Source organism: Paenibacillus sp. FSL P4-0081, from assembly GCF_000758565.1.
Lineage (GTDB): Bacteria > Bacillota > Bacilli > Paenibacillales > Paenibacillaceae > Paenibacillus_AQ > Paenibacillus_AQ phytohabitans.
In genome coordinates this window covers 66,252-88,581 of record NZ_CP009280.1, presented here as the reverse complement: position 1 = coordinate 88,581, position 22,330 = coordinate 66,252, and the positions used below count along the sequence as shown (strand labels likewise).

The following is a 22,330-nucleotide window of genomic DNA, read 5'->3' as shown; positions in this document are numbered from 1 at the left end:
AGTTTCCGCTTGTACTTCAATGATTAACTCTCCTTTAATCCTCAGATCAGTGCTTGTTCTATTCTAACACAGGGGTATCTGCAAAAAAAGACAGGCAGGACGAATTTAGTCCTGCCTGTCCGCAAAAATATGCGATTCTTCCCGGTTTACAGGGAATAGTTCGGCGCTTCTTTGGTAATCTGCACATCATGCGGGTGACTTTCACGAAGTCCCGCACCTGTGATCCGGATAAATGAGGTGTCGTTGCGCAGTTCCTCTAATGTTTTCGTACCGCAGTAACCCATTCCAGAACGCAATCCGCCGATCAGTTGATGAACAGTATCGGACAACGGCCCTTTAAATGCAACCCGGCCCTCAATCCCTTCAGGAACGAGCTTCTTATCATCATCCTGGAAGTAACGGTCTTTACTGCCCTGCTTCATGGCGCTCATGCTGCCCATTCCGCGGTATACCTTGTATTTACGTCCCTGATAAATTTCCGATTCCCCAGGGCTCTCTTCCGTACCGGCGAACAAGCTGCCCATCATCACTGCAGCGGCTCCGGCAGCAATTGCCTTGGTGATCTCTCCGGAGTACTTAATTCCCCCGTCAGCTATAACTGGAATCCCGTATTCGCGGGCAACCGTTGCACAATCATAGATTGCTGTAACCTGCGGAACGCCGATACCTGCAATTACGCGGGTTGTACAAATCGATCCGGGTCCAATACCGACCTTGACCACGGATGCTCCGGCTTCAATCAATTCACGGGTAGCTTCACCTGTAGCTACATTACCGGCCACAATAGTAAGATCAGGATACAATTCGCGCAGCTGGCGGACCGCGTCGATAATATTAATATGGTGTCCGTGTGCCGAATCCACTGTGATAAGGTCAACACCAGCTTTTACCAATGCCTCTGTACGTTCAAATGTATCCTTAGAAATACCGATTGCAGCTCCAACAAGCAGACGGCCTTGAGCATCCTTGGCCCCGTTAGGGAACTGGATAGCTTTCTCTATATCTTTAATAGTAATGAGACCTTTAAGAATATTGTGCTCATCCACCAGCGGCAGCTTCTCGATCTTGTGACGTTGAAGGATGCCTTTCGCTTCCTGAAGGGTTGTACCTACAGCAGCGGTAACCAGATTCTCATGAGTCATAACTTCTTTGATCTGAATATTGAAATCGTGGATAAAACGCAAATCACGGTTAGTCAGAATACCAACAAGCTTACCGCCTTCATCTACGATAGGTACACCTGAAATGCGGTATTTACCCATCAGAACTTCAGCATCGGATACCCAGTGGTCTGGCGTAAGTGAGAATGGATTGGTAATAACGCCGCTCTCGGAGCGCTTCACACGGTCCACCTCTTCCGCCTGCTGCTCCACGGACATATTCTTATGAATGATGCCGATCCCGCCCTCGCGGGCAATAGCAATCGCCATAGCTGCTTCCGTGACTGTATCCATACCTGCACTCATCAAAGGGATGTTCAGCTTCACATTCTTGCTAAGTACAGTGGTTAAATCCACTTCCTTAGGCAGTACCTCGGATTTACGCGGAACCAGCAGCACATCATCAAAAGTGAATCCTTCTTTACCAAACTTATCTTCCCACACCTGGGTCATTCCTCCTCGAAATATTCTTTTCTCCACCTGCCTGCCAACTTATGAATAAAAAAACTCCTGCTTCAAGTCCATACCTGATAGACAGCGGTAAAGGCTTGGGAGTTATACATAATAGTGTCTTCAGTTAAGGTTTGAGATGCTTGTCCAAAAATATATTAGAGCTATCTTAGCAAAGGGCTTTTGGCCTGTCAAGAATATTACATCTTCTGATAAGGTATTAAGAAATCTTGCTCCGGGTAAGCGAATTCTTGGACTAAAGTCCGTGTGCAGTGGACAGATTATATAATAATCCATAATTTAACACTTTAACGTCTATGCATTGTCCATGTATAACAGTATACAAAAAAGCCATTGTCGATTGCTCAACAATGGCTTCATGTGCTTGGCAACGTCCTACTCTCCCAGGACCCTTCGGTCCAAGTACCATCGGCGCTGGAGGGCTTAACGGTCGTGTTCGGGATGGGTACGCGTGGAACCCCTCCGCTATCGCCACCAAACATGCGTCTGTGAAACAGACGCTGCCGCTTGAAATTCGGTTCATCACGGATGTGTGAATGAATTTCGTTGCGTTCAGGAATTGATTCCTGAAAACTGAATCCGAAACGAATCTGCGTTCTTCGAAATTTGGATAAGCCCTCGACCGATTAGTATTGGTCAGCTCCATGCATTGCTGCACTTCCACCTCCAACCTATCTACCTCGTCGTCTTCAAGGGGTCTTACTAATTGGGAAATCTCATCTTGAGGGGGGCTTCACGCTTAGATGCTTTCAGCGCTTATCCCGTCCGTACGTAGCTACTCAGCCATGCTCCTGGCGGAACAACTGATGCACCAGCGGTACGTCCATCCCGGTCCTCTCGTACTAAGGACAGCTCCTCTCAAATTTCCTGCGCCCACGACAGATAGGGACCGAACTGTCTCACGACGTTCTGAACCCAGCTCGCGTACCGCTTTAATGGGCGAACAGCCCAACCCTTGGGACCTACTTCAGCCCCAGGATGCGATGAGCCGACATCGAGGTGCCAAACCTCCCCGTCGATGTGGACTCTTGGGGGAGATAAGCCTGTTATCCCCAGGGTAGCTTTTATCCGTTGAGCGATGGCCCTTCCATGCGGTACCACCGGATCACTAAGTCCGACTTTCGTCCCTGCTCGACTTGTAGGTCTCGCAGTCAAGCTCCCTTATGCCTTTGCACTCTGCGAATGATTTCCAACCATTCTGAGGGAACCTTTGAACGCCTCCGTTACTCTTTAGGAGGCGACCGCCCCAGTCAAACTGCCCGCCTGACACGGTCCCCGTACCCGATTAGGGTACTAGGTTAGAACCTAGATACGATCAGGGTGGTATCCCAACGGCGCCTCCGCAGAAGCTTGCGCTCCTGCCTCACCGGCTCCCACCTATCCTGTACAGATCGTACCCAAATTCAATATCAAGCTGCAGTAAAGCTCCATGGGGTCTTTCCGTCTTGTCGCGGGTAACCTGCATCTTCACAGGTATTAAAATTTCACCGGATCTCTCGTTGAGACAGCGCCCAAGTCGTTACGCCATTCGTGCGGGTCAGAATTTACCTGACAAGGAATTTCGCTACCTTAGGACCGTTATAGTTACGGCCGCCGTTTACTGGGGCTTCGGTTCACAGCTTCGGGTTTAACCCCTAACCACTCCCCTTAACCTTCCAGCACCGGGCAGGCGTCAGCCCGTATACTTCGCCTTGCGGCTTCGCACAGACCTGTGTTTTTGCTAAACAGTCGCTTGGGCCTTTTCACTGCGGCCCCCTCGGGCTATTCACCCTACCGAGGCACCTCTTCTCCCGAAGTTACGAGGTCATTTTGCCGAGTTCCTTAACGAGAGTTCTTCCGCGCGCCTTAGAATTCTCTTCTCGCCTACCTGTGTCGGTTTGCGGTACGGGCACCTTCTCCTGGCTAGAGGCTTTTCTTGGCAGTGTGAGATCATGACCTTCGCTACTACAATTTTCGCTCCCCATCACAGCCCAGCCTTAGTGATGTGCGGATTTGCCTACACATCAGCCTCACTGCTTAGACGGACACATCCATCAGTCCGCGTCACTACCCTCCTGCGTCACCCCATCGCTCATAGCGGATTACGGTGGTACAGTAATTTCAAACTGTTGTCCTTCGACTACGCCTTTCGGCCTCGCCTTAGGTCCCGACTTACCCTGAGCGGACGAGCCTTCCTCAGGAAACCTTGGGCTTTCGGCGGATCAGATTCTCACTGATCTTTTCGTTACTCATACCGGCATTCTCACTTGTATGCTGTCCAGCGCTCCTTACGGTACACCTTCAACCTGCATACAACGCTCCCCTACCCCAGATGCAAAGCATCTAGCCATAGCTTCGGTGGTGTGTTTAGCCCCGTTACATTTTCGGCGCAGAGTCACTCGACCAGTGAGCTATTACGCACTCTTTCAATGGTGGCTGCTTCTAAGCCAACATCCTGGTTGTCTGTGCAACTCCACATCCTTTCCCACTTAACACACACTTGGGGACCTTAGCTGATGGTCTGGGCTGTTTCCCTTTTGACAATGGATCTTAGCACTCACTGTCTGACTCCCGGCAAGAAGTTAATGGCATTCGGAGTTTGACTGAGCTTGGTAACCCTTGCGGGCCCCGCACCCAATCAGTGCTCTACCTCCACCACTCCATTCACCGAGGCTAGCCCTAAAGCTATTTCGGGGAGAACCAGCTATCTCCGAGTTCGATTGGAATTTCTCCGCTACCCCCACCTCATCCCCGCATTTTTCAACATGCGTGGGTTCGGGCCTCCAGTGCGTGTTACCGCACCTTCACCCTGGACAGGGGTAGATCACACGGTTTCGGGTCTACGTCCACATACTAAATCGCCCTATTCAGACTCGCTTTCGCTGCGGCTCCGGCTTCTCACCTTAACCTTGCATGTTAAACGTAACTCGCCGGTTCATTCTACAAAAGGCACGCCATCACCCATAGATCGGGCTCTGACTTTTTGTAAGCACACGGTTTCAGGTTCTATTTCACTCCCCTTCCGGGGTGCTTTTCACCTTTCCCTCACGGTACTGTTTCACTATCGGTCGCCAGGTAGTATTTAGCCTTAGCAGATGGTCCTGCTGGATTCATACGGGGTTTCACGTGCCCCGCACTACTCGGGATCCGTCTCGGAGAGAACACAGTTTAGGCTACAGGGCTTTTACCTCTATCGCGGGCCTTTCCAGACCTCTTCGCCTACCATATTCCTTTGTAACTCCATGTGAGACGTCCCACAACCCCAAGGGGCAAGCCCCTTGGTTTAGGCTGTTCCGCGTTCGCTCGCCGCTACTGACGGAATCACTATTGTTTTCTCTTCCTCAGGGTACTTAGATGTTTCAGTTCCCCTGGTCTGCCTCTACATTTCCTATGTATTCAGAAATGAGTAACTGCGAATTACCACAGCTGGGTTTCCCCATTCGGACACCCCCGGATCAAAGCTTGCTTACAGCTCCCCGAGGCAGTTTCGTTGTTCGCCACGTCCTTCGTCGGCTCCTGGCGCCTAGGCATCCTCCGTGTGCTCTTATTAGCTTAACCAATGCGTTTTCCGTTAGGAAAATCGCTGTAGCAACTAATAACTATTTCAACTTGCTTACACAAGTTTCAGCTAAAAGATGCTCTAAAACGCAAATTCGTTTCGGTATCCAGTTTTCAAGGATCAAGGTGCTGAAATTTCGGGACAATCACGACTGTGATGTTCGAAAATTCAGACAGTTTAAAGATGAGAGCTTAAACTCTCAAAACTGACCAACGAGTGAGTGTTTGAACCCTAAGGTTCGTTTTGGAAGTAATACTTCCGATTTGAATGTCACCGTTGCAGGTGACGATTCTCCATAGAAAGGAGGTGATCCAGCCGCACCTTCCGATACGGCTACCTTGTTACGACTTCACCCCAATCATCTACCCCACCTTCGGCGGCTGGCTCCCTTGCGGGTTACCCCACCGACTTCGGGTGTTGTAAACTCTCGTGGTGTGACGGGCGGTGTGTACAAGACCCGGGAACGTATTCACCGCGGCATGCTGATCCGCGATTACTAGCAATTCCGACTTCATGCAGGCGAGTTGCAGCCTGCAATCCGAACTGAGACCGGCTTTGCTGGGATTGGCTCCGCCTCGCGGCTTCGCTTCCCGTTGTACCGGCCATTGTAGTACGTGTGTAGCCCAGGTCATAAGGGGCATGATGATTTGACGTCATCCCCACCTTCCTCCGGTTTGTCACCGGCAGTCACTCTAGAGTGCCCAGCCTTACCTGCTGGCAACTAAAGTCAAGGGTTGCGCTCGTTGCGGGACTTAACCCAACATCTCACGACACGAGCTGACGACAACCATGCACCACCTGTCTCCGATGCTCCGAAGAGGGGCACTATCTCTAATGCTTTCATCGGGATGTCAAGACCTGGTAAGGTTCTTCGCGTTGCTTCGAATTAAACCACATACTCCACTGCTTGTGCGGGTCCCCGTCAATTCCTTTGAGTTTCAGTCTTGCGACCGTACTCCCCAGGCGGAGTGCTTACTGTGTTAACTTCGGCACCAAGGGTATCGAAACCCCTAACACCTAGCACTCATCGTTTACGGCGTGGACTACCAGGGTATCTAATCCTGTTTGCTCCCCACGCTTTCGCGCCTCAGCGTCAGTTACAGCCCAGAAAGTCGCCTTCGCCACTGGTGTTCCTCCACATATCTACGCATTTCACCGCTACACGTGGAATTCCACTTTCCTCTTCTGTACTCAAGTCACCCAGTTTCCAGTGCGACCCCAGGTTGAGCCCAAGGTTTAAACACCAGACTTAAATGACCGCCTGCGCGCGCTTTACGCCCAATAATTCCGGACAACGCTTGCCCCCTACGTATTACCGCGGCTGCTGGCACGTAGTTAGCCGGGGCTTTCTTCTCAGGTACCGTCACTCCGGTAGCAGTTACTCTACCGGACGTTCTTCCCTGGCAACAGAGCTTTACGATCCGAAAACCTTCATCACTCACGCGGCATTGCTCCGTCAGGCTTTCGCCCATTGCGGAAGATTCCCTACTGCTGCCTCCCGTAGGAGTCTGGGCCGTGTCTCAGTCCCAGTGTGGCCGTTCACCCTCTCAGGTCGGCTACGCATCGTCGCCTTGGTGAGCCATTACCCCACCAACTAGCTAATGCGCCGCAGGCCCATCCCCAAGCGGCAGATTACTCCGCCTTTCATTCTCTCTTCAGGAGAGGAAAGAAATTATCCGGTATTAGCTACCGTTTCCGGTAGTTATCCCAGTCTTGAGGGCAGGTTGCCTACGTGTTACTCACCCGTCCGCCGCTAAGTAAGAATGGAAGCAAGCTTCCATTCAAACTCCGCTCGACTTGCATGTATTAGGCATGCCGCCAGCGTTCGTCCTGAGCCAGGATCAAACTCTCCAAATTGTATTTAGAAAGAGCGATTGCTCATTTTGAAACATCTGACGAGAATTTTCATTCTCTATTTTGGAAGTCACTTTCGTGATTTCCCACTCACTCGTTGTTCAGTTTTCAAAGATCAAGCTCGTTGTCAGCGCCGCTTACCGCGTCACCAGCAACTCTTATAATATATCACATCCAACCGTTCAATGCAAGCTCTTTTTTTAACTTCTTTTCGAGCTCGGCGTTGATGTTTCGCGGCCAGAAATAGAATATATCATGTATAAAGTCTTATTGCAAGCATTATTTTCAACTAACCGCTAACCATTGTTCCAAGGAAACCGCTTTTGCAGCTCCCTTGGATATTATGGTTACAGATCAGATAATTATTCAGTCTTTGTTGCGCATATGAGGGAACAGCAGTACATCGCGGATAGACGCGGCATTCGTAAGCAGCATGATAAGACGGTCTACGCCGATTCCCAGTCCGCCTGTAGGCGGCATGCCGTATTCCAGTGCACGGATGAAATCATCATCCATCTCATGCGCTTCGTCATTCCCCTGCTCTTTCTCGTGAATCTGCGCCTCGAAGCGCTGACGCTGGTCAATCGGGTCGTTCAGCTCACTGAACGCATTCGCATGCTCACGGGCCACAATAAACAGCTCGAAGCGGTCCGTAAAGCGCGGATCCTGATCATTCTTTTTGGCCAGCGGTGATATTTCTACTGGATGTCCCATTACGAACGTCGGCTGAATCAGCGTTTCCTCTACAAACTGCTCAAAGAATGCGTTAAGAATATGTCCGAAGGTCATATGCTTCTCAACCGGCACACGATGCTCCTTAGCCAGAGCCTGTGCTTCTTCATTCGTCATATGGACCCCGAAGTCTACGCCGGTTACTTCTTTGACAGCGTCCACCATGGTCACACGGCGCCAGCCTGGAGACAGGTCAACTTCTTGCCCCTGGTAGTTAATCACCTGATTGCCAAGAACCTCCTGGGCGATATGAGCAATCATATTCTCTGTAAGCTGCATGATATCCTTGTAGTCCGCATATGCTTCGTACAGCTCAATCATCGTGAATTCCGGATTATGGCGTGTGGAGATCCCTTCGTTACGGTATACACGGCCGATTTCATATACTTTTTCCAAACCGCCTACGATCAGACGTTTCAGGTGAAGCTCGATTGCGATACGCATATACAGCTGCATGTCCAGCGTGTTGTGGTGTGTAATAAACGGACGGGCGGCGGCTCCACCGGCAATGGTATGCAGTGTTGGAGTCTCTACTTCCAGATAGCCCAGCGAGTCCAGATAACGGCGCATCGATTGGATAATCCGTGAACGCGCAATAAATGTCTGCTGTACTTCCGGATTAATAATCAGGTCAACATAACGCTGGCGGTAACGGAGCTCTACATCCTTCAGTCCGTGATATTTCTCTGGAAGCGGAAGCAGGGATTTGGACAGCACCTCAAGGTTATGCACTTTAATAGAGGTTTCGCCGGTCTTGGTCTTGAACAGGGTACCGCGGATTCCGATAATATCGCCCAGGTCCAGAATGGTGAAAGCTGCGTACTGGGATTCAGAAATGCTGTCCTGGCGGACATAAATCTGAATTTTGCCGCTGAGATCCTGGATGTGCGAGAAGCTCGCTTTACCCATTACCCGCTTAGCCATAATACGTCCTGCCACACTAACCTCAAGCGCCAGCTCGTCCAGTTCCTCATGGGTTAGTCCGTCATACTTGGCCAGAAGATCGCCAGCTGCTGCGGTACGCTCATATTTCTTGCCGAACGGGTCGATTCCCAGCGCGCGGAGCTCGTCCAGCTTACCCCGGCGGATCTGCAGCAGCTCACTTAGTTCACTCTCTGTAGTTTCCACGTTGTTGATTTCTTCCGACATGTTCTTCATCCTCTCTTACTCACGGTATACAAAAGAAGAAACGGCTCCGCCCTCATACCAAGGGGACAGTCCGTTCCAGTACAAAATATAAGCTGTATGTGTTCACCCATATTTTTCGGTTGTTATACGTTGCGCGAAGCCTATAAATTCTTTTCTTTTGAAAAAAGCTCCCCTAAGGAAGCTTTCGGATCCATCTTACTTCATTTTGATATCAAGAATTTTATATTGAATGACGCCTGCAGGGACACTTACATCCACAATGGTACCAATCTTCTTACCGATGATGGCTCTGCCTACCGGGCTCTCATTGGAGATTTTATTATTCAGCGGATCGGATTCGGCGGTTCCGACGATTGTATACTCCATAACGTCTCCGTACTCCATATCCTCAACGTTCACTGTTACTCCGATGCTTACCACATCTGTCACGATCTCATCACTATTAATGATACGCGCGTTGCGCAGCATCTTCTCCAAAGTCAGAACACGTCCTTCGATAAAGGCCTGCTCATTCTTTGCGTCTTCATATTCCGAGTTTTCACTGATATCTCCGTAGCCGATGGCCACTTTAATACGTTCCGCTACCTCGCGGCGTTTTACGGATTTGAGGGTCTCCAGTTCTTCTTCCAGACGCTTAAGTCCGTCCGGTGTAAGGATGACTTCTTTATCGCTCATCTCAACCGATTCTCCTGTCGTATACATTTATTGAAAACACCATACTATATGCGAATCCGGAGGGAACAGAACCCTCCTTCTCCATTGCTCCTGCTGTAACGGCGATTTTATACTGTGAAATTATATTGGAACCGCTACAAAATGTCAATGACGCCCCATATAATGTTTAGCGATATTCAATGATGCAGGCAGGGACGGGTCTGACAATGCGGCAAATCAGGGAATTAAACGGCCGAAAGAGCGCTATCCGCGCCTTCCTGCGCTTCTTCATCCTTAAGCTGAACGACAAAATCACTCAAAATCCGCACCATCTCGTCACGTTTCGTTTCTTCCATAATAACGTCCTTCACCCGGGCGGCTGACTTAAGCCCCTTCAAATACCAGGCCAGATGCTTGCGCATTTCGCGGACCGCCACCGCTTCACCCTTAAGGGCGATCAGACGGTCCATGTGAAGAATGGCCACCTTGATCTTCTCTTCAGCGTCCGGTTCAGGCATCAGCTCTCCGGTACTCAGATACTGAATGGTCCGGTACAGCATCCAAGGGTTGCCCAGCGCCCCCCGCCCGATCATTACGCCGTCACAGCCGGTCTGATCCAGCATCGCCCGCGCATCTTCAGGTGTATTCACATCACCATTGCCGATGACCGGAATGGATACAGCTTCTTTGGCCATCCGGATATACTTCCAGTCGGCATGCCCTGTATAGAGCTGCTCGCGGGTACGGCCATGAACACTGACTGCCTTGCCTCCGGCACGCTCAACTGCACGCGCATTCTCTTCGATAAAGATATGCTCGCTGTCCCAGCCGATCCGCATCTTCACCGTCACAGGTTTATCCACGGCATCCACAACGGCAGATACCATCTCATAAATCTTGTCCGGATTCAGCAGCCAGCGCGCTCCGGCATCACATTTCGTCACCTTCGGCACCGGACAGCCCATATTAATGTCAATGATATCGGCGTTCGTTTCTTTATCCACTATTTTGGCTGCATCAACCAGCGACTCGCGGTCTCCGCCAAAAATCTGCAGACTCAGCGGTTTCTCACGCTCATCCACAAACAGCATCTCGCGGGTACGCGCATTGCCATGCACAATAGCTTTGCCGCTCACCATTTCGGCACAGACTAGACCCGTCCCGAATTCCTTGGCAATCAGACGAAATGCAGGATTACACACGCCGGCCATAGGGGCCAACACCACCTGGTTCTTCATCTCAATATCGCCAATCTTCAACATTCGAATCACTTCCTTATATTGCGGATCAGCTTGAGGAGCTCATGTAGCCGGGTTGGCTAATTCATCGACCGTAACTCCCAGGACATCCGCAATTTTATTTAAAATTTGATCTTCTAAACGTCTATTACCCCGCTCGACCGTACCAAGCACGGCCAAGGATATTCCGACAGAATCCGCCAACTCCTGCTGAGTGTAACCCTTCAGCTTTCGGAACGCTCTAACCCGCCGTCCCATACGTTTGTTGTCCACAAGCGAATTCCTTCCTTTCCGTCTATGTCTTGAAGCGCTGTTGTAATTAAGCCGCGGAATCCGGAAGACTCTTCATTCTGCGAAACGATATCACTAAGCGGTAAGAGCACAAACGCACGCTCCAGCATCCGGGGATGCGGCAGCGTTAAGTCTGGTGTATCCAGGCTCAACCCCTCTACCCAAAGCAAATCCAAATCCACCGTTCTCGGCCCATAGCGGATATCACGTACACGGCCTAACCGGGTTTCTGTCTCCAGCATGACATGAAGCAGAGCCTCCGGAGCAAGCGTAGTACGCAGAGCCGCAGCCATATTAAGAAACTGGGGCTGATCCAGATAACCCACCGGCTCGGTCTCGTATACCGATGAGGTGCGTAGAACTTCAATCTCTTCATGCCGGTCCAGCTGGTTCAAAGCTTCTCTCAGCGTTCCTTCACGGTCGCCCAAATTAGCCCCTAAAGCAATATAAGCCTCTGATGCCTCAGAGGTAGAATGTATATTCATGACTCTGTCTCACTTTCTCGTCCGGCGCAGTTCTACGGTTACTCCCTGAAAATGAATATCGAATGGCGGATGCGGTTTCGTCACCTTGACGGTTACTGCATTGATAACAGTATAAGTGTCCAGTACTGCGGATGCAATATATTCTGCCAAAGCCTCGATCAGCTTGAAGGACTTTGTTTCGACAATTTTTTTGACCAGGAAATGTACTTCGGCATAGTTCACGGTTTGCTCCAGATCATCAGAGAGACCCGCTCCCTGCAAATCAAGCTCCAGCTCCAAATCCACATAATAGCGCTGGCCCAGCTTGCGCTCCTCTTCAAACACACCGTGATATCCGTAGTATTCCATGCGGTGCAGCTTCATTTTATCCATTAAGGGTACCTGCCTTCTCTTGAAAATAGTCTATTCACGCACCGCAGGTGCTGCAGCATATAACATGGCATCGCACATATCTACTGTACGTTTGATTAAAGAGACATCATGCACCCGCACGATCTGGCAGCCCTGGGCAATTCCGAAAGCGACTGTAGCAGCAGTCCCTTCCACAACATCATCCGCCGGCAGATCGAGTGCGGTACGGATGAATTTTTTGCGCGAAGTGGCCAGCAGAAGCGGATACCCAAGCTCCCCCAGTACATCCAAGCCCATCATCGCCTGAAGATTCTCCGTATAATCCTTGGCAAAACCGATCCCGGGATCGAGAATGATATTCTGCGGCTCTACTCCGGCTGTCAGGGCAAGGTTAATGCTCGCGGTTAAATCCTCTGTCATATCGCTGATCAAATCCTGATAATTGCGGTTATGGCGGTTATGCATCAGGATAATCGGACAACCCGCCTGCGCGGCAACTGCCGCCATCTGCGGATCTGCCTTGGCCCCCCAGACATCGTTGATGATATGGGCACCGGCCTGAACCGCACGGCGCGCTACTTCCGCTTTGTAGGTGTCTATAGATAGCGGCAGATGAGGCGCGGCACGGTGGATGCTCTCGATAACGGGCAGTACGCGTTCCAACTCATCCTCTACTCCTACCGGCTGATGACCCGGACGCGTTGACTCTCCGCCTATATCAATAATATCGGCACCCTCGGCTGCCATTCGCAGTGCATGCTCTACCGCTCTATCCGGATCTGTCCATAATCCCCCATCGGAAAAAGAGTCCGGCGTCACATTGAGGATACCCATGATCAGGGTCCGTTCGCCTAGAATCAGCCTGCCGCTTCCGCAGCGGTAGCTCCGCTTATATATTACCGGCTTCATTCCAGCCTCCCCGCCCTTTCTCTGTAAAGCTTCAGGATTGCATCTGTCCGTTCTCCGCAGCGCCCGCTGCCTATCGTTATCCGCCGGTCCCCGTTCCAGAGCGCCGTTACCGGCACAATCTCCTGCACCGAATTGGTGAGGAAAATTTCGTCAGCCGCCTCAAGCTGCTCCCAGCGGTAAAAGCCTTGTTCTGGATAGAGGCCTGCGGATGCTGCCAGCTCCAGCACCATTTCCCGGGTAATTCCCGGGAGAATGCCTGTAGCTATATCGGGGGTATAGAGCCGGTTATCTGCGACGAAAAAGATGTTGCTCACAATTCCCTCGGATATGTCACCCGCTGCCGTCAGCATCAACCCCTCTGCTCCTCTAGACGCAGACGGGTGTCCGGCCAGCTCACGCTTAGCCAGAATGTTGTTCATATAATGCAGCGACTTCAGTCGCACAGGCCCTTCCGGGGTATTCCGCCGGTGATACAGCAGCTGCAGTTCTTTGCCTTCGCTATACAGGCTGTCCTGCAGTGCCGGCAGCGCTTTGATATACAGCAGCTGATTAGGCTGCTTGTAATCTCCTGCCGGCAGCCCAAGGATATCCTCACCGGCTGTGACTGTATAGCGGACATAAGCCTCGTTAAGCTCATTCTTGTCCATTACAAGCTGAATCCATTCCCGAAGCTGCTGCACATCTGGTGCAAAGGGAATACCCAGCTGCCTGCAGCCCTCTGCCATCCGGTCAAGATGCCTCTGCAGCAGAAAGGGCTCACCCCAGTAGGTGCGGAAGGTCTCAAACAGACCCATTCCGTACAAAAAGCCGTGATCCAGGGCGGAGACCACGGCGTCTTTGGCGTCGACTGCTTTGTTGTTAAGTCCTATATATTTCATGCCGGTTCTCCGGCTCTCCGTTTCAGGAAGTTGCGCAGCATCGTATGTCCATGATCGGTAATGATCGACTCGGGATGGAACTGCACGCCTTCGATCGGGTATTCCTTATGGCGCAAGGCCATAATCTCGCCTTCGGCCGTTTCTGCTGTAATCTCCAGGCAATCCGGCAGACTCTCACGTTCTACAATCAAGGAATGATACCGTGTTGCCGTAAACGGGGACTCCAGTCCTTCGAAGACAGAGGTGCCATTATGGTGAATCGGCGAGGTTTTGCCGTGCATCAGGCGTTCTGCCCGGATCACATTACCGCCGAAGGCTTGTCCGATGGCCTGATGACCGAGGCATACGCCAAAGATCGGGATGACTCCTTTGAAATGCTGCAGCAGCTCAAGGCTGATGCCTGCCTCATTCGGTGTACATGGTCCCGGAGAGATCAAAATATGATCGGGTGCCAGGGCCTCAATCTCCTGAATACTGATCTCATCGTTACGGGATACCTTAACGTCCTCCCCCAGCTCACCCAGATATTGCACCAGGTTATACGTAAAGGAATCATAATTATCGATGACCAAGATCATACTGCGCTTCCTCCTTCGGTGCCGGAGGTAGTCCGCAATTCCTGCTCGCGTTCACTGCAGAGAATCGCCTTCACTACCGCTTTGGCTTTGTTGTGGCATTCCCGGTACTCCCGGTACGGATCCGAATCGATCACAATACCCGCTCCTGTCTGAATGTAGCCGATTCCGTCCTTCACGGCCAGTGTACGTATAATTATATTTAATTCCATATTGCCATTATAGTCAATCCAGCCCATGGATCCAGTATATGGACCCCGGCGGACCGGCTCCAGCTCTTCAATAATTTCCATGGTGCGCACCTTGGGCGCGCCGGTGATCGTGCCGCCGGGGAATAAGGCGGCAATGACATCGTAAGCATCCTTGCCGGGTGCGGCGATGCCCTCCACCTGCGAGACGAGATGCATCACATGTGAGTATCGCTCCACGGTCAGCAGCTCCGGCACGCTGACCGTCCCGTACGCAGCGACACGCCCGATGTCGTTGCGCTCGAGATCGACAAGCATAATATGCTCGGCGATCTCCTTCTCGCTCCCGCGCAGCTCCGCCTCCATGGCGGCGTCCTCCGCGGGAGTGTGGCCCCGGCGCCGGGTACCGGCTATGGGGCGGGCGCTGACCTTGTCCCCGTGCAGCTTCACGAGCAGCTCCGGCGAAGCGCTGGAGAGGGCGAAGCCGGGCGTGCGGAGCAGCCCCATGTACGGGGACGGGTTGAGTCTGCGCAGCCACTCGTAGACATCCTCCGGCGAGGACTGCAGCTGCGCCTGCTGGCGCAGCGATAGGTTCACCTGGAAGACATCACCGGCACGGATGTATTCCTGAACATTCAGCACGGCCTGCTGGAATTGCTCCGGCGAGAAATCCGAGCTCATGCCTGGCCATTCTCCGGTGACACTAGCTTCAGTATCAATCAGGCAGGCAATGTCAGCATACTGGGCGGCAGCAGCTGCTTCAGAAGAAGCAGGTACCATGATACGCTGCCACTCCTCCAGCATTCGCTCCGCACGGCTCACAGCATCAAGATACATGGCATGCAGCTCAGCCCTGTTAGCGGATATCACAGCCTGAACAGGTACATGTACTGCACAATACACAATATCCTCGTGATGGTCATAGATCCACAGCTCTTCCAGCCTCATGAACAGATAATCCGGGAAATCGGGATCCCTCTTGGCACAGGACGGCAGCTTCTCCAGAGAGCGGACTACATCATAGCCGAGAAATCCGATACAACCTCCGGTGAAGGGCGGCTGCCCGTCGAACGGTACGCGGGGTGAGACATAATCCTTCATCCACTCCTGCAGCACTTTCAGCGGTTGCCCTTGAAACAGCTCCGTAGCTTCAGGTTCAGCTTGTGCCTGTCCCACAGCCGCATCAGACAGACTGAAGAGCTCTGCGGTATCTCCAATGCCCTTTATGACTGAAACCGGACGCAAGCCCAGATATGTATAACGTCCGCCCTTACCGCTCTCCAGGACCACGGAATATGGTGAAGCCATCTCCCAGGCTCTCTGCCAGCTGCCCGGCAATCCCCCTTTCTCCTGCCGTGAATGAAGGACCAGCGGAAGAACGCTCCAGGCTTCGTCCGCCCATTGTTCCCACTCCTGCCAAGCCGTTAAGATCTCCACATTTATCCCCCTAAAGTTTTGTGAAGCATAGCCTCGAAAGCATACGCTGGCTTCTACGATAGTTTATTGCCTGTCAGTATACTGTACATCCGGTTACTTTGAAAAGCCCGTAAACCTGATAAATGCTTATTATTCAGAAAAAAAGCCTGCGATATCCCTATGGAAGCGGATCGCAGGCTCTTCTGAATTGCTGGTTCTCAGCAATTATACTTCAAAGTTATACAGCGGTGTGCTCAGATAACGTTCGCCGTTACTTGGGATAATAACAACGATCTTTTTACCTGCGCCCAGTTCCTTAGCTACTTTGAGGGCAGCGAATACAGCAGCGCCGGAAGAAATACCGGACAGAACGCCTTCCTCTTTGGCTACACGGCGGGCCGTTTCGAAAGCTTCGTCATTCTCTACATGAATGATTTCATCATAGATATCCTGGTTCAGGATTTCAGGAACGAAGTTGGCACCGATCCCCTGGATTTTGTGGGGACCCGGTTTGCCTCCGGCCAGAATTGGAGAAGCTGCAGGTTCTACAGCATAGATCTTCACATCAGGATACTGGCTCTTCAACACTTCACCTGCACCACTAATCGTTCCGCCTGTACCGACACCTGCGATGAACGCATCCAGGGGTCCGCCAATGGATTCGATTGCTTCCACGATCTCCGGTCCAGTGGTCTCGCGGTGAATCTTCACGTTGGCTTTGTTCTTAAACTGCTCTGCAAGGAAGTAATCCGGATTCTCACTGAGGATTTGCTCAGCTTTCTTAACTGCCCCGTTCATCCCTTCAGATCCTGGAGTCAATACCAGCTCAGCACCATAAGCACGCAGCAGGTTGCGGCGCTCAAGGCTCATCGTTTCAGGCATAACAATAATCGCCTTGTAGCCTTTGGCAGCAGCAACAAGCGCCAGGCCAATCCCTGTATTACCGCTGGTCGCTTCTACAATGGTGCCTCCAGGTTTCAGGGAACCGTCTTTCTCAGCTTCTTCCACAATGCTGATAGCGATGCGGTCTTTCACACTCGAACCCGGATTTTGATATTCCAGCTTCAAGTAAATTTCTGCGGAACCTTCCGGAACAATCCGACCCAGACGAACGAGCGGTGTACCACCGATCAAATCTGTTACACTGTTGACGACTTTAGCCATGAGCAAAAACCTCCTTGGGATGATAGATGAATTGGGTGCGGAACCTGTGACAGTTATGATCAGCATATGTTGTGCCGCCTATTATTTCCGACTAAATCAGTAGGTTTTACATTTAATCTCATATTATCAATCTTGCAGGCTGTTGTCAATATATATTGCTGTAGCGTATTTGGCACGCAAATCGCTTTCCACCTGCTGCAGGGGCGCCGCCTGTTCCAGCGCCAGCTCCTGGCGGATCAGCCCTCGGAGCTCATCCTGATCCGGCTTCCCGGGATCAATAAGCTTCTCCAGCCGGATCACAGCATAACCGCCTTCGACCTGAAGCGGCCCTGCGATGTCTCCAGTCTCAAGGCCCGCTGCTGTCTTCAGCAGCTCCTCCGGCCAGAACGGATCATTCTCCTCCACTGTTCCGATATTACCGCCATGCTGGCGGCTCTCCTCATCTGTGGATACCTCTCTGGCCAGGCCGGCGAAATCCTCTCCCTGCTCCAGGCGGTCCATAACCTGATTAGCCCCGTTATAGGTTGCCTGCTTAATCATAGAGAGCTGCATTTGCTTCCTGGGAGTGAATCTCTCGGCGTTTTGGGCCAAATAATCATCAATTTCAGTTTCACTGACCGTAATACCGGTGGTGGCTACCGCCTGAAGCGTCAGCCGGTACGCGGTTTCCTCGTGCAGCTCCTGGCGGGAAAGACCAAGCTCAGACTGCATCTGGTCATAATACTGCTCCTCCGAGCCGTAGCCGGACATGCCGCGCTTCAATTCCTGCTCAATCTCCTCATCGGTCACCGTAATACCGAGAGCTTTGGCTTCCTTGCCAACAACGATATGATTAAGCATGCCCAGCAGCACTTCATCTCCATGCTTTTTTTTGAGTTCATCTATCCATTCCCGGTCCGTGACCGGCTGGCCTCCGGCGGCAGCAATATCCGAAGCCTCCCCGTCTGCAGCCTCTCCCTTAAGCAGGGCCATTGCACGCAGGCTCCAGAATAAAAGACCTCCAAGCATTAAGGTCGCGACGGCGAGTAATATAACGGTATTGCGCAGCGCGCGCTCCTGTCTTGTCATCATCTTATAGCCCTACGATTTCGCTTGATCGAGGATTACCTGCAGTTCATCCTTGTTAAACACATAAGCTTCATTACAGTAATGACATATAACTTCAACCTGATCATCTTCTTCGATCAGCTGCTCCAGTTCGTGCTGGCCTAGACTGACCAGTGTCTCTTCTATCCGCTCACGCGAGCATTGACAGACAAAAGAGATCTCGAGTTCATCAAGGACTACAGCATCCGGCAGCAGCAGGCGAAGCATCTCTTCAGGCTCAAGGCCCTGGTCCAGGATCGCCGTCACTGAAGGCATCGCTCCGACGGCATGCTCAATCTCGGTGATCTCTTCATCTGTCAGTCCGGGCAGCAGTTGAATGATGAATCCTCCGGCAACTCTTACCGAATTATCTGTCTCCACCAATACACCCAGCCCTACAGCAGCAGGCGTTTGTTCCGAAATGGCAAAATAATAAGTGAAATCCTCGCCCAGTTCTCCTGAGACAATGGGCACACTGCCGCGATACGGCTCTTTCATCCCCAGATCCTTGCTGATATCAATGAATCCTTCCGTACCCACAGCACCTGCGACATCCAGCTTGCCAAGGCTATTGCTCGGCAGATGAACATGCGGATTACTCACATAACCGCGAACCTCGCCCAGGGCATTGGATTCGGCCGTAATCTGTCCGAGCGGTCCATTCCCTTTGACCATAATCGCCAGCTTCTCCTGACCCTTGAGCATAGCGCCCATGATGGCTGCGGCGGTTACAGTACGGCCAAGCGCAGCTGTAGCTGTCGGATAGGTATCATGTCTGCGCCGCAATTCGTCGACAAGTTCTGTTGTCCGGACTGCGAACGCTCTGACCTTCCCGTTCATGGCAGTTCCCCGGATAAGCCGATCCTTCTTTTTTTCCATTGGGTGCATACTCCTCCTATCTGTCTGTATAAGGTTTCATTTCATGATTATTTGTTACGGTTGTAAATAATACGTAATCCTTCCAGCGTCAGCATCGGGTTAACCTCATCAATGCAATCTGTCTCGCCTGCAATCAGCGGAGCAAGCCCCCCTGTAGCAATAACCTTGAGAACGGGCGCATTCATCTCCAGCTTAATGCGTCTTACAATTCCCTCTACCTGGCCGGCATAGCCAAAAATAATTCCTGCCTGCATCGCGTGGACAGTATTGCGCCCGATAACCTTCTTGGGCTTCTCCAGCTCAATCCGCGGCAGCTTGGATGCCCGCTGATATAAGGCCTCTGTAGAGATCCCCAGACCCGGCACGATTGCCCCGCCAAGATAGTTCGCTCCGGCATCAATACAGTCAAACGTAGTTGCCGTACCAAAGTCAACGACCACGAGCGGGCATTTATACTGCTCAATCGCCGCAACGGCATTTACAATCCGGTCTGCGCCCACTTCGCGCGGATTCTCATAACGCAGATTAAGCCCGGTTTTGATTCCGGGGCCTACGAGCAGCGGGTCTTTGCCGATATATTTTACGCACATTTCCACGATAACCTGAACCAGCGGCGGAACAACCGAGGAGATGATGACACCCTCTACATCTTTAAACGATATATTCGACATGTGGAACAGATTATGAATCAGGACACCATATTCATCCACAGTCGATTGACGCGCTGTGCTAAGCCGGAAATGATGAAGCAGCTCAGGCCCCCGGTAGACTCCAAGCACGATGTTCGTATTCCCGATATCAACGACAAGTATCATTAGAGATTTCCGCCTTTCTTGCCATTCAGATCCAGACTGATATCAAGACTGGCGAAGGAATAGGTAAGCCGGCCTACAGAAATAACATCTACACCCGATTCTGCAATCCCGCGTACCGTTTCCAGAGATACATTGCCTGAAGCCTCGATTTTGACATGCCGCGCTTTGGTTCTGATTCTTCTTACTGCTTCCGCCATCAGCTCAGGTGACATATTATCAAGCATGATAATGTCCGCCCCCGCAGCGAGTGCTTCCTCTACCTGCTCCAGGCTTTCCGTTTCCACTTCGATCGTCATGGTGTGGGGGATATTGGCCCGGGCGCGCCCTACCGCCTGACGAATGCCTCCGGCGCCCTTGATATGATTATCCTTAATCATTACCGCGTCATACAAGCCGAAGCGGTGATTGGCTCCTCCGCCTATGCGGACAGCATACTTCTCCAGCATCCGGTGACCTGGTGTTGTCTTGCGGGTATCCACCAGCCGGGTTGGCAGACCTTGAAGCTCTTGCACGAATGACGCCGTCCGCGAGGCCACACCGGAGAGCCGTTGCATCAGATTAAGGGCGAGCCGTTCGCCTGTAAGAATGGCATGCGTGCTGCCCACGACTTCAGCGATGACCGTGCCCTTGGACACCGGCTGGCCTTCTTGTACCAATGCCGTAAATACGAGTGTCGGGTCTACTACCTCAAAAACCAGTTCAGCCACGGGAATTCCGCAGATTACTCCGTCCTCTTTGGCATGGATAATCCCCTTGGATTCATGTCCCTGGGGTATAGTGGTACGTGTTGTGATATCCCCTGATCCGACATCCTCCTGCAGCCACCCCTTAATAGACTGGAGCAGTTCTTCATTATAGCCATTAAACATCATCACTTAATTCCTCCACTATTCCCAGTTCGCGAATCTGGAGCAGATGCTTCTGCCACTCTGCATCATTCCGCAGCGGATAATCCTCGCGATAATGAGCGCCGCGGCTCTCCTCCCGTGCCAGCGCTGATTCGGTAATCAGCAGGCAGCACGTAAGCATATTAGCGAACTCGTATTCTTCACGTTTGGTAAGTGCCGCATTAAAAATCGGCAGCTGACGCTTTAATTCATCCAGTCCTTTAATCAGCATTTCCTGGTTCCGCCGCAGTCCGGCGTAGCGTACCATAACCTTTTGCAGCTTCAGACGCCGCTCCACAATAGCCTGGGTAGGCGACTCCACCCGGCCTTGGTCACAGCCTGCCGATACTGTATCCCGCCCAAGCGGCGGGAGCTGACGGATGCGCTCTACGATCCGGCGGCCAAAGACAATCGCTTCCGACAAGGAATTACTGGCCAGCCGGTTGGCTCCCTGTACCCCTGTAGACGAAACCTCGCCACAGGCAAACAGGCGGGAAACGGTGCTCTCCCCGTTCAGATCGGTCTTGACGCCCCCCATCATATAATGCGCAGCAGGAGCCACTGGAATCCAGTCACTTGTAATATCCAGTCCATAACTCATACAGGTCTCATAGATCGTCGGGAAGCGGTGTTTGACCATATCCGCTGATTCATGTGTAATATCAAGGTAGACAAAGGTGGATTTGGTCAGCTCCATCTCGCTCACAATCGCCCGGGCCACAATATCGCGCGGGGCCAGTTCCAGCAGCTCATGGTACCTTTCCATAAACCGGTCTCCGTTGATATTGCGCAGCACAGCGCCTTCACCGCGCACTGCTTCCGAGATCAGGAAGCGCGGGGCTCCCGGATAACTGAGCGCTGTCGGGTGGAACTGGATGAATTCCATATCCCGTACATGGGCTCCAGCCCGGTAAGCAATGGCTACACCGTCACCGGTTGCCACTTCGGGATTGGTCGTATACCGGTATAATTGCCCTGCTCCGCCTGAGCATAGAATGGTTGCATCGGCCTGCAGGAACAAACGTCCGCCTCCCGGACGCTGTACCAGTGCCCCCACGCATTCCCCGTCTACGGTAATCAGATCAATGACATAATGGTCATCCCATACCTCGATATTCTTATGCTGCTCTGCCTGCTCAGCCAAGGCGCGGACAATTTCATAGCCTGTAGCATCCCCATTCGCATGCAGAATACGGCGGTGGCTATGTGCCGCCTCTTGCGTTAACGCAAGCTCGCCATTCTCCTTGTCGAACTTCGTCCCGAGCCGGATGAGTTCGCGGACGCCTTCCGGACCTTCATTCACCAGTACATCAACAGCCGCAGAGGAGTTTAGCCCTGCACCGGCCATCAGGGTATCCTGACGATGATATACCGGAGAATCGTCGTCTGAGAACACAGCGGCAATCCCCCCTTGGGCATACCGTGTATTGCTCTCCATGACTGTCTTCTTCGTAATCATAATGACCTTCCGGTCTTCACTGGCTTTGATCGCTGTGAACAAACCGGCAATGCCTGAACCAATCACAATACAATCTGTCTTAATTACAGGAAGCCCCTGAAGATCGAAATCAACCAAATATTGTGGAATCATGACCGCTTTTCACCTGTTT

Annotated in this window: 17 protein-coding genes and 3 rRNA genes; all 20 read right to left on the bottom strand. The window is 51.9% G+C overall.

Going from position 1 to position 22,330, the window contains the following annotated elements; translation table 11 throughout:
* Window positions 1-146: 146 nt before the first annotated feature.
* The 20 genes from guaB to nadB all read right to left on the bottom strand — a co-directional run bounded on the left by guaB (window position 147) and on the right by nadB (window position 22,311).
* Window positions 147-1,604 carry an IMP dehydrogenase gene (gene guaB / locus P40081_RS00400; RefSeq protein WP_039303893.1) on the bottom strand — a complete coding sequence of 486 codons (1,458 nt, stop codon included), beginning with the start codon at window positions 1,602-1,604 and terminating at the stop codon, window positions 147-149.
* 389 nt (window positions 1,605-1,993) lie between these two features.
* A 5S ribosomal RNA gene (gene rrf / locus P40081_RS00395) occupies window positions 1,994-2,110 on the bottom strand.
* Between the two features lie 127 nt (window positions 2,111-2,237).
* Window positions 2,238-5,168: ribosomal RNA gene (locus P40081_RS00390) — 23S ribosomal RNA — on the bottom strand.
* A 300-nt stretch (window positions 5,169-5,468) separates the two neighbouring features.
* Window positions 5,469-7,026: ribosomal RNA gene (locus P40081_RS00385) — 16S ribosomal RNA — on the bottom strand.
* The 16S, 23S and 5S rRNA genes sit together here, the layout of an rRNA operon.
* Window positions 7,027-7,389: 363 nt before the next feature.
* Window positions 7,390-8,904, bottom strand: a complete 1,515-nt coding sequence (gene lysS / locus P40081_RS00380; protein ID WP_042132703.1) for a lysine--tRNA ligase — start codon at window positions 8,902-8,904, stop codon at window positions 7,390-7,392.
* A gap of 195 nt (window positions 8,905-9,099) precedes the next feature.
* On the bottom strand, window positions 9,100-9,579 hold the full coding sequence (greA, locus tag P40081_RS00375) for a transcription elongation factor GreA (protein ID WP_039309541.1): 480 nt from the start codon (window positions 9,577-9,579) through the stop codon (window positions 9,100-9,102).
* 224 nt (window positions 9,580-9,803) lie between these two features.
* Complete coding sequence (gene dusB, locus P40081_RS00370) at window positions 9,804-10,820, bottom strand: tRNA dihydrouridine synthase DusB (protein ID WP_042132702.1); 1,017 nt, start codon at window positions 10,818-10,820, stop codon at window positions 9,804-9,806.
* Window positions 10,821-10,859: 39 nt separating this feature from the next.
* Window positions 10,860-11,054 carry a helix-turn-helix domain-containing protein gene (locus P40081_RS37140; RefSeq protein WP_331281725.1) on the bottom strand — a complete coding sequence of 65 codons (195 nt, stop codon included), beginning with the start codon at window positions 11,052-11,054 and terminating at the stop codon, window positions 10,860-10,862.
* Window positions 11,021-11,572 (bottom strand): 2-amino-4-hydroxy-6-hydroxymethyldihydropteridine diphosphokinase, encoded by a 552-nt coding sequence (gene folK, locus P40081_RS00365; protein ID WP_039309538.1) that lies wholly within the window; start codon window positions 11,570-11,572, stop codon window positions 11,021-11,023. Before folK ends, P40081_RS37140 begins: the two co-directional genes overlap by 34 nt.
* Before the next feature lie 9 nt (window positions 11,573-11,581).
* Window positions 11,582-11,944: a dihydroneopterin aldolase gene (gene folB, locus P40081_RS00360; protein WP_039309536.1), complete on the bottom strand. Its 363-nt coding sequence runs from the start codon at window positions 11,942-11,944 to the stop codon at window positions 11,582-11,584.
* A gap of 30 nt (window positions 11,945-11,974) precedes the next feature.
* On the bottom strand, window positions 11,975-12,832 hold the full coding sequence (folP, locus tag P40081_RS00355) for a dihydropteroate synthase (RefSeq protein WP_042132701.1): 858 nt from the start codon (window positions 12,830-12,832) through the stop codon (window positions 11,975-11,977).
* Window positions 12,829-13,710 (bottom strand): aminotransferase class IV, encoded by an 882-nt coding sequence (locus P40081_RS00350; RefSeq protein WP_042132700.1) that lies wholly within the window; start codon window positions 13,708-13,710, stop codon window positions 12,829-12,831. Before P40081_RS00350 ends, folP begins: the two co-directional genes overlap by 4 nt.
* Window positions 13,707-14,288, bottom strand: a complete 582-nt coding sequence (gene pabA, locus P40081_RS00345; RefSeq protein WP_039309532.1) for an aminodeoxychorismate/anthranilate synthase component II — start codon at window positions 14,286-14,288, stop codon at window positions 13,707-13,709. The genes P40081_RS00350 and pabA overlap by 4 nt, the downstream gene beginning before the upstream one ends.
* Window positions 14,285-15,910, bottom strand: coding sequence for an anthranilate synthase component I family protein (locus tag P40081_RS00340; protein WP_042132699.1), 1,626 nt, complete (start codon window positions 15,908-15,910; stop codon window positions 14,285-14,287). The genes pabA and P40081_RS00340 overlap by 4 nt, the downstream gene beginning before the upstream one ends.
* A gap of 204 nt (window positions 15,911-16,114) precedes the next feature.
* Window positions 16,115-17,053 carry a cysteine synthase A gene (cysK, locus tag P40081_RS00335; protein ID WP_042132698.1) on the bottom strand — a complete coding sequence of 313 codons (939 nt, stop codon included), beginning with the start codon at window positions 17,051-17,053 and terminating at the stop codon, window positions 16,115-16,117.
* A 126-nt stretch (window positions 17,054-17,179) separates the two neighbouring features.
* A complete protein-coding gene (locus P40081_RS00330; RefSeq protein ID WP_081969781.1) occupies window positions 17,180-18,124 on the bottom strand; it encodes a peptidylprolyl isomerase in 945 nt (314 codons plus the stop codon).
* 9 nt (window positions 18,125-18,133) lie between these two features.
* A complete protein-coding gene (gene hslO, locus P40081_RS00325) occupies window positions 18,134-19,018 on the bottom strand; it encodes an Hsp33 family molecular chaperone HslO (RefSeq protein ID WP_042132697.1) in 885 nt (294 codons plus the stop codon).
* 47 nt (window positions 19,019-19,065) lie between these two features.
* Window positions 19,066-19,833, bottom strand: a complete 768-nt coding sequence (locus P40081_RS00320) for a type III pantothenate kinase (RefSeq protein WP_039309527.1) — start codon at window positions 19,831-19,833, stop codon at window positions 19,066-19,068.
* Entirely contained in the window at window positions 19,833-20,705 is an 873-nt protein-coding gene (nadC, locus tag P40081_RS00315; RefSeq protein WP_042132696.1) for a carboxylating nicotinate-nucleotide diphosphorylase, read from the bottom strand. The genes P40081_RS00320 and nadC overlap by 1 nt, the downstream gene beginning before the upstream one ends.
* Window positions 20,695-22,311 (bottom strand): L-aspartate oxidase, encoded by a 1,617-nt coding sequence (gene nadB, locus P40081_RS00310; protein ID WP_039309525.1) that lies wholly within the window; start codon window positions 22,309-22,311, stop codon window positions 20,695-20,697. The genes nadC and nadB overlap by 11 nt, the downstream gene beginning before the upstream one ends.
* Window positions 22,312-22,330 lie beyond the last annotated feature (19 nt).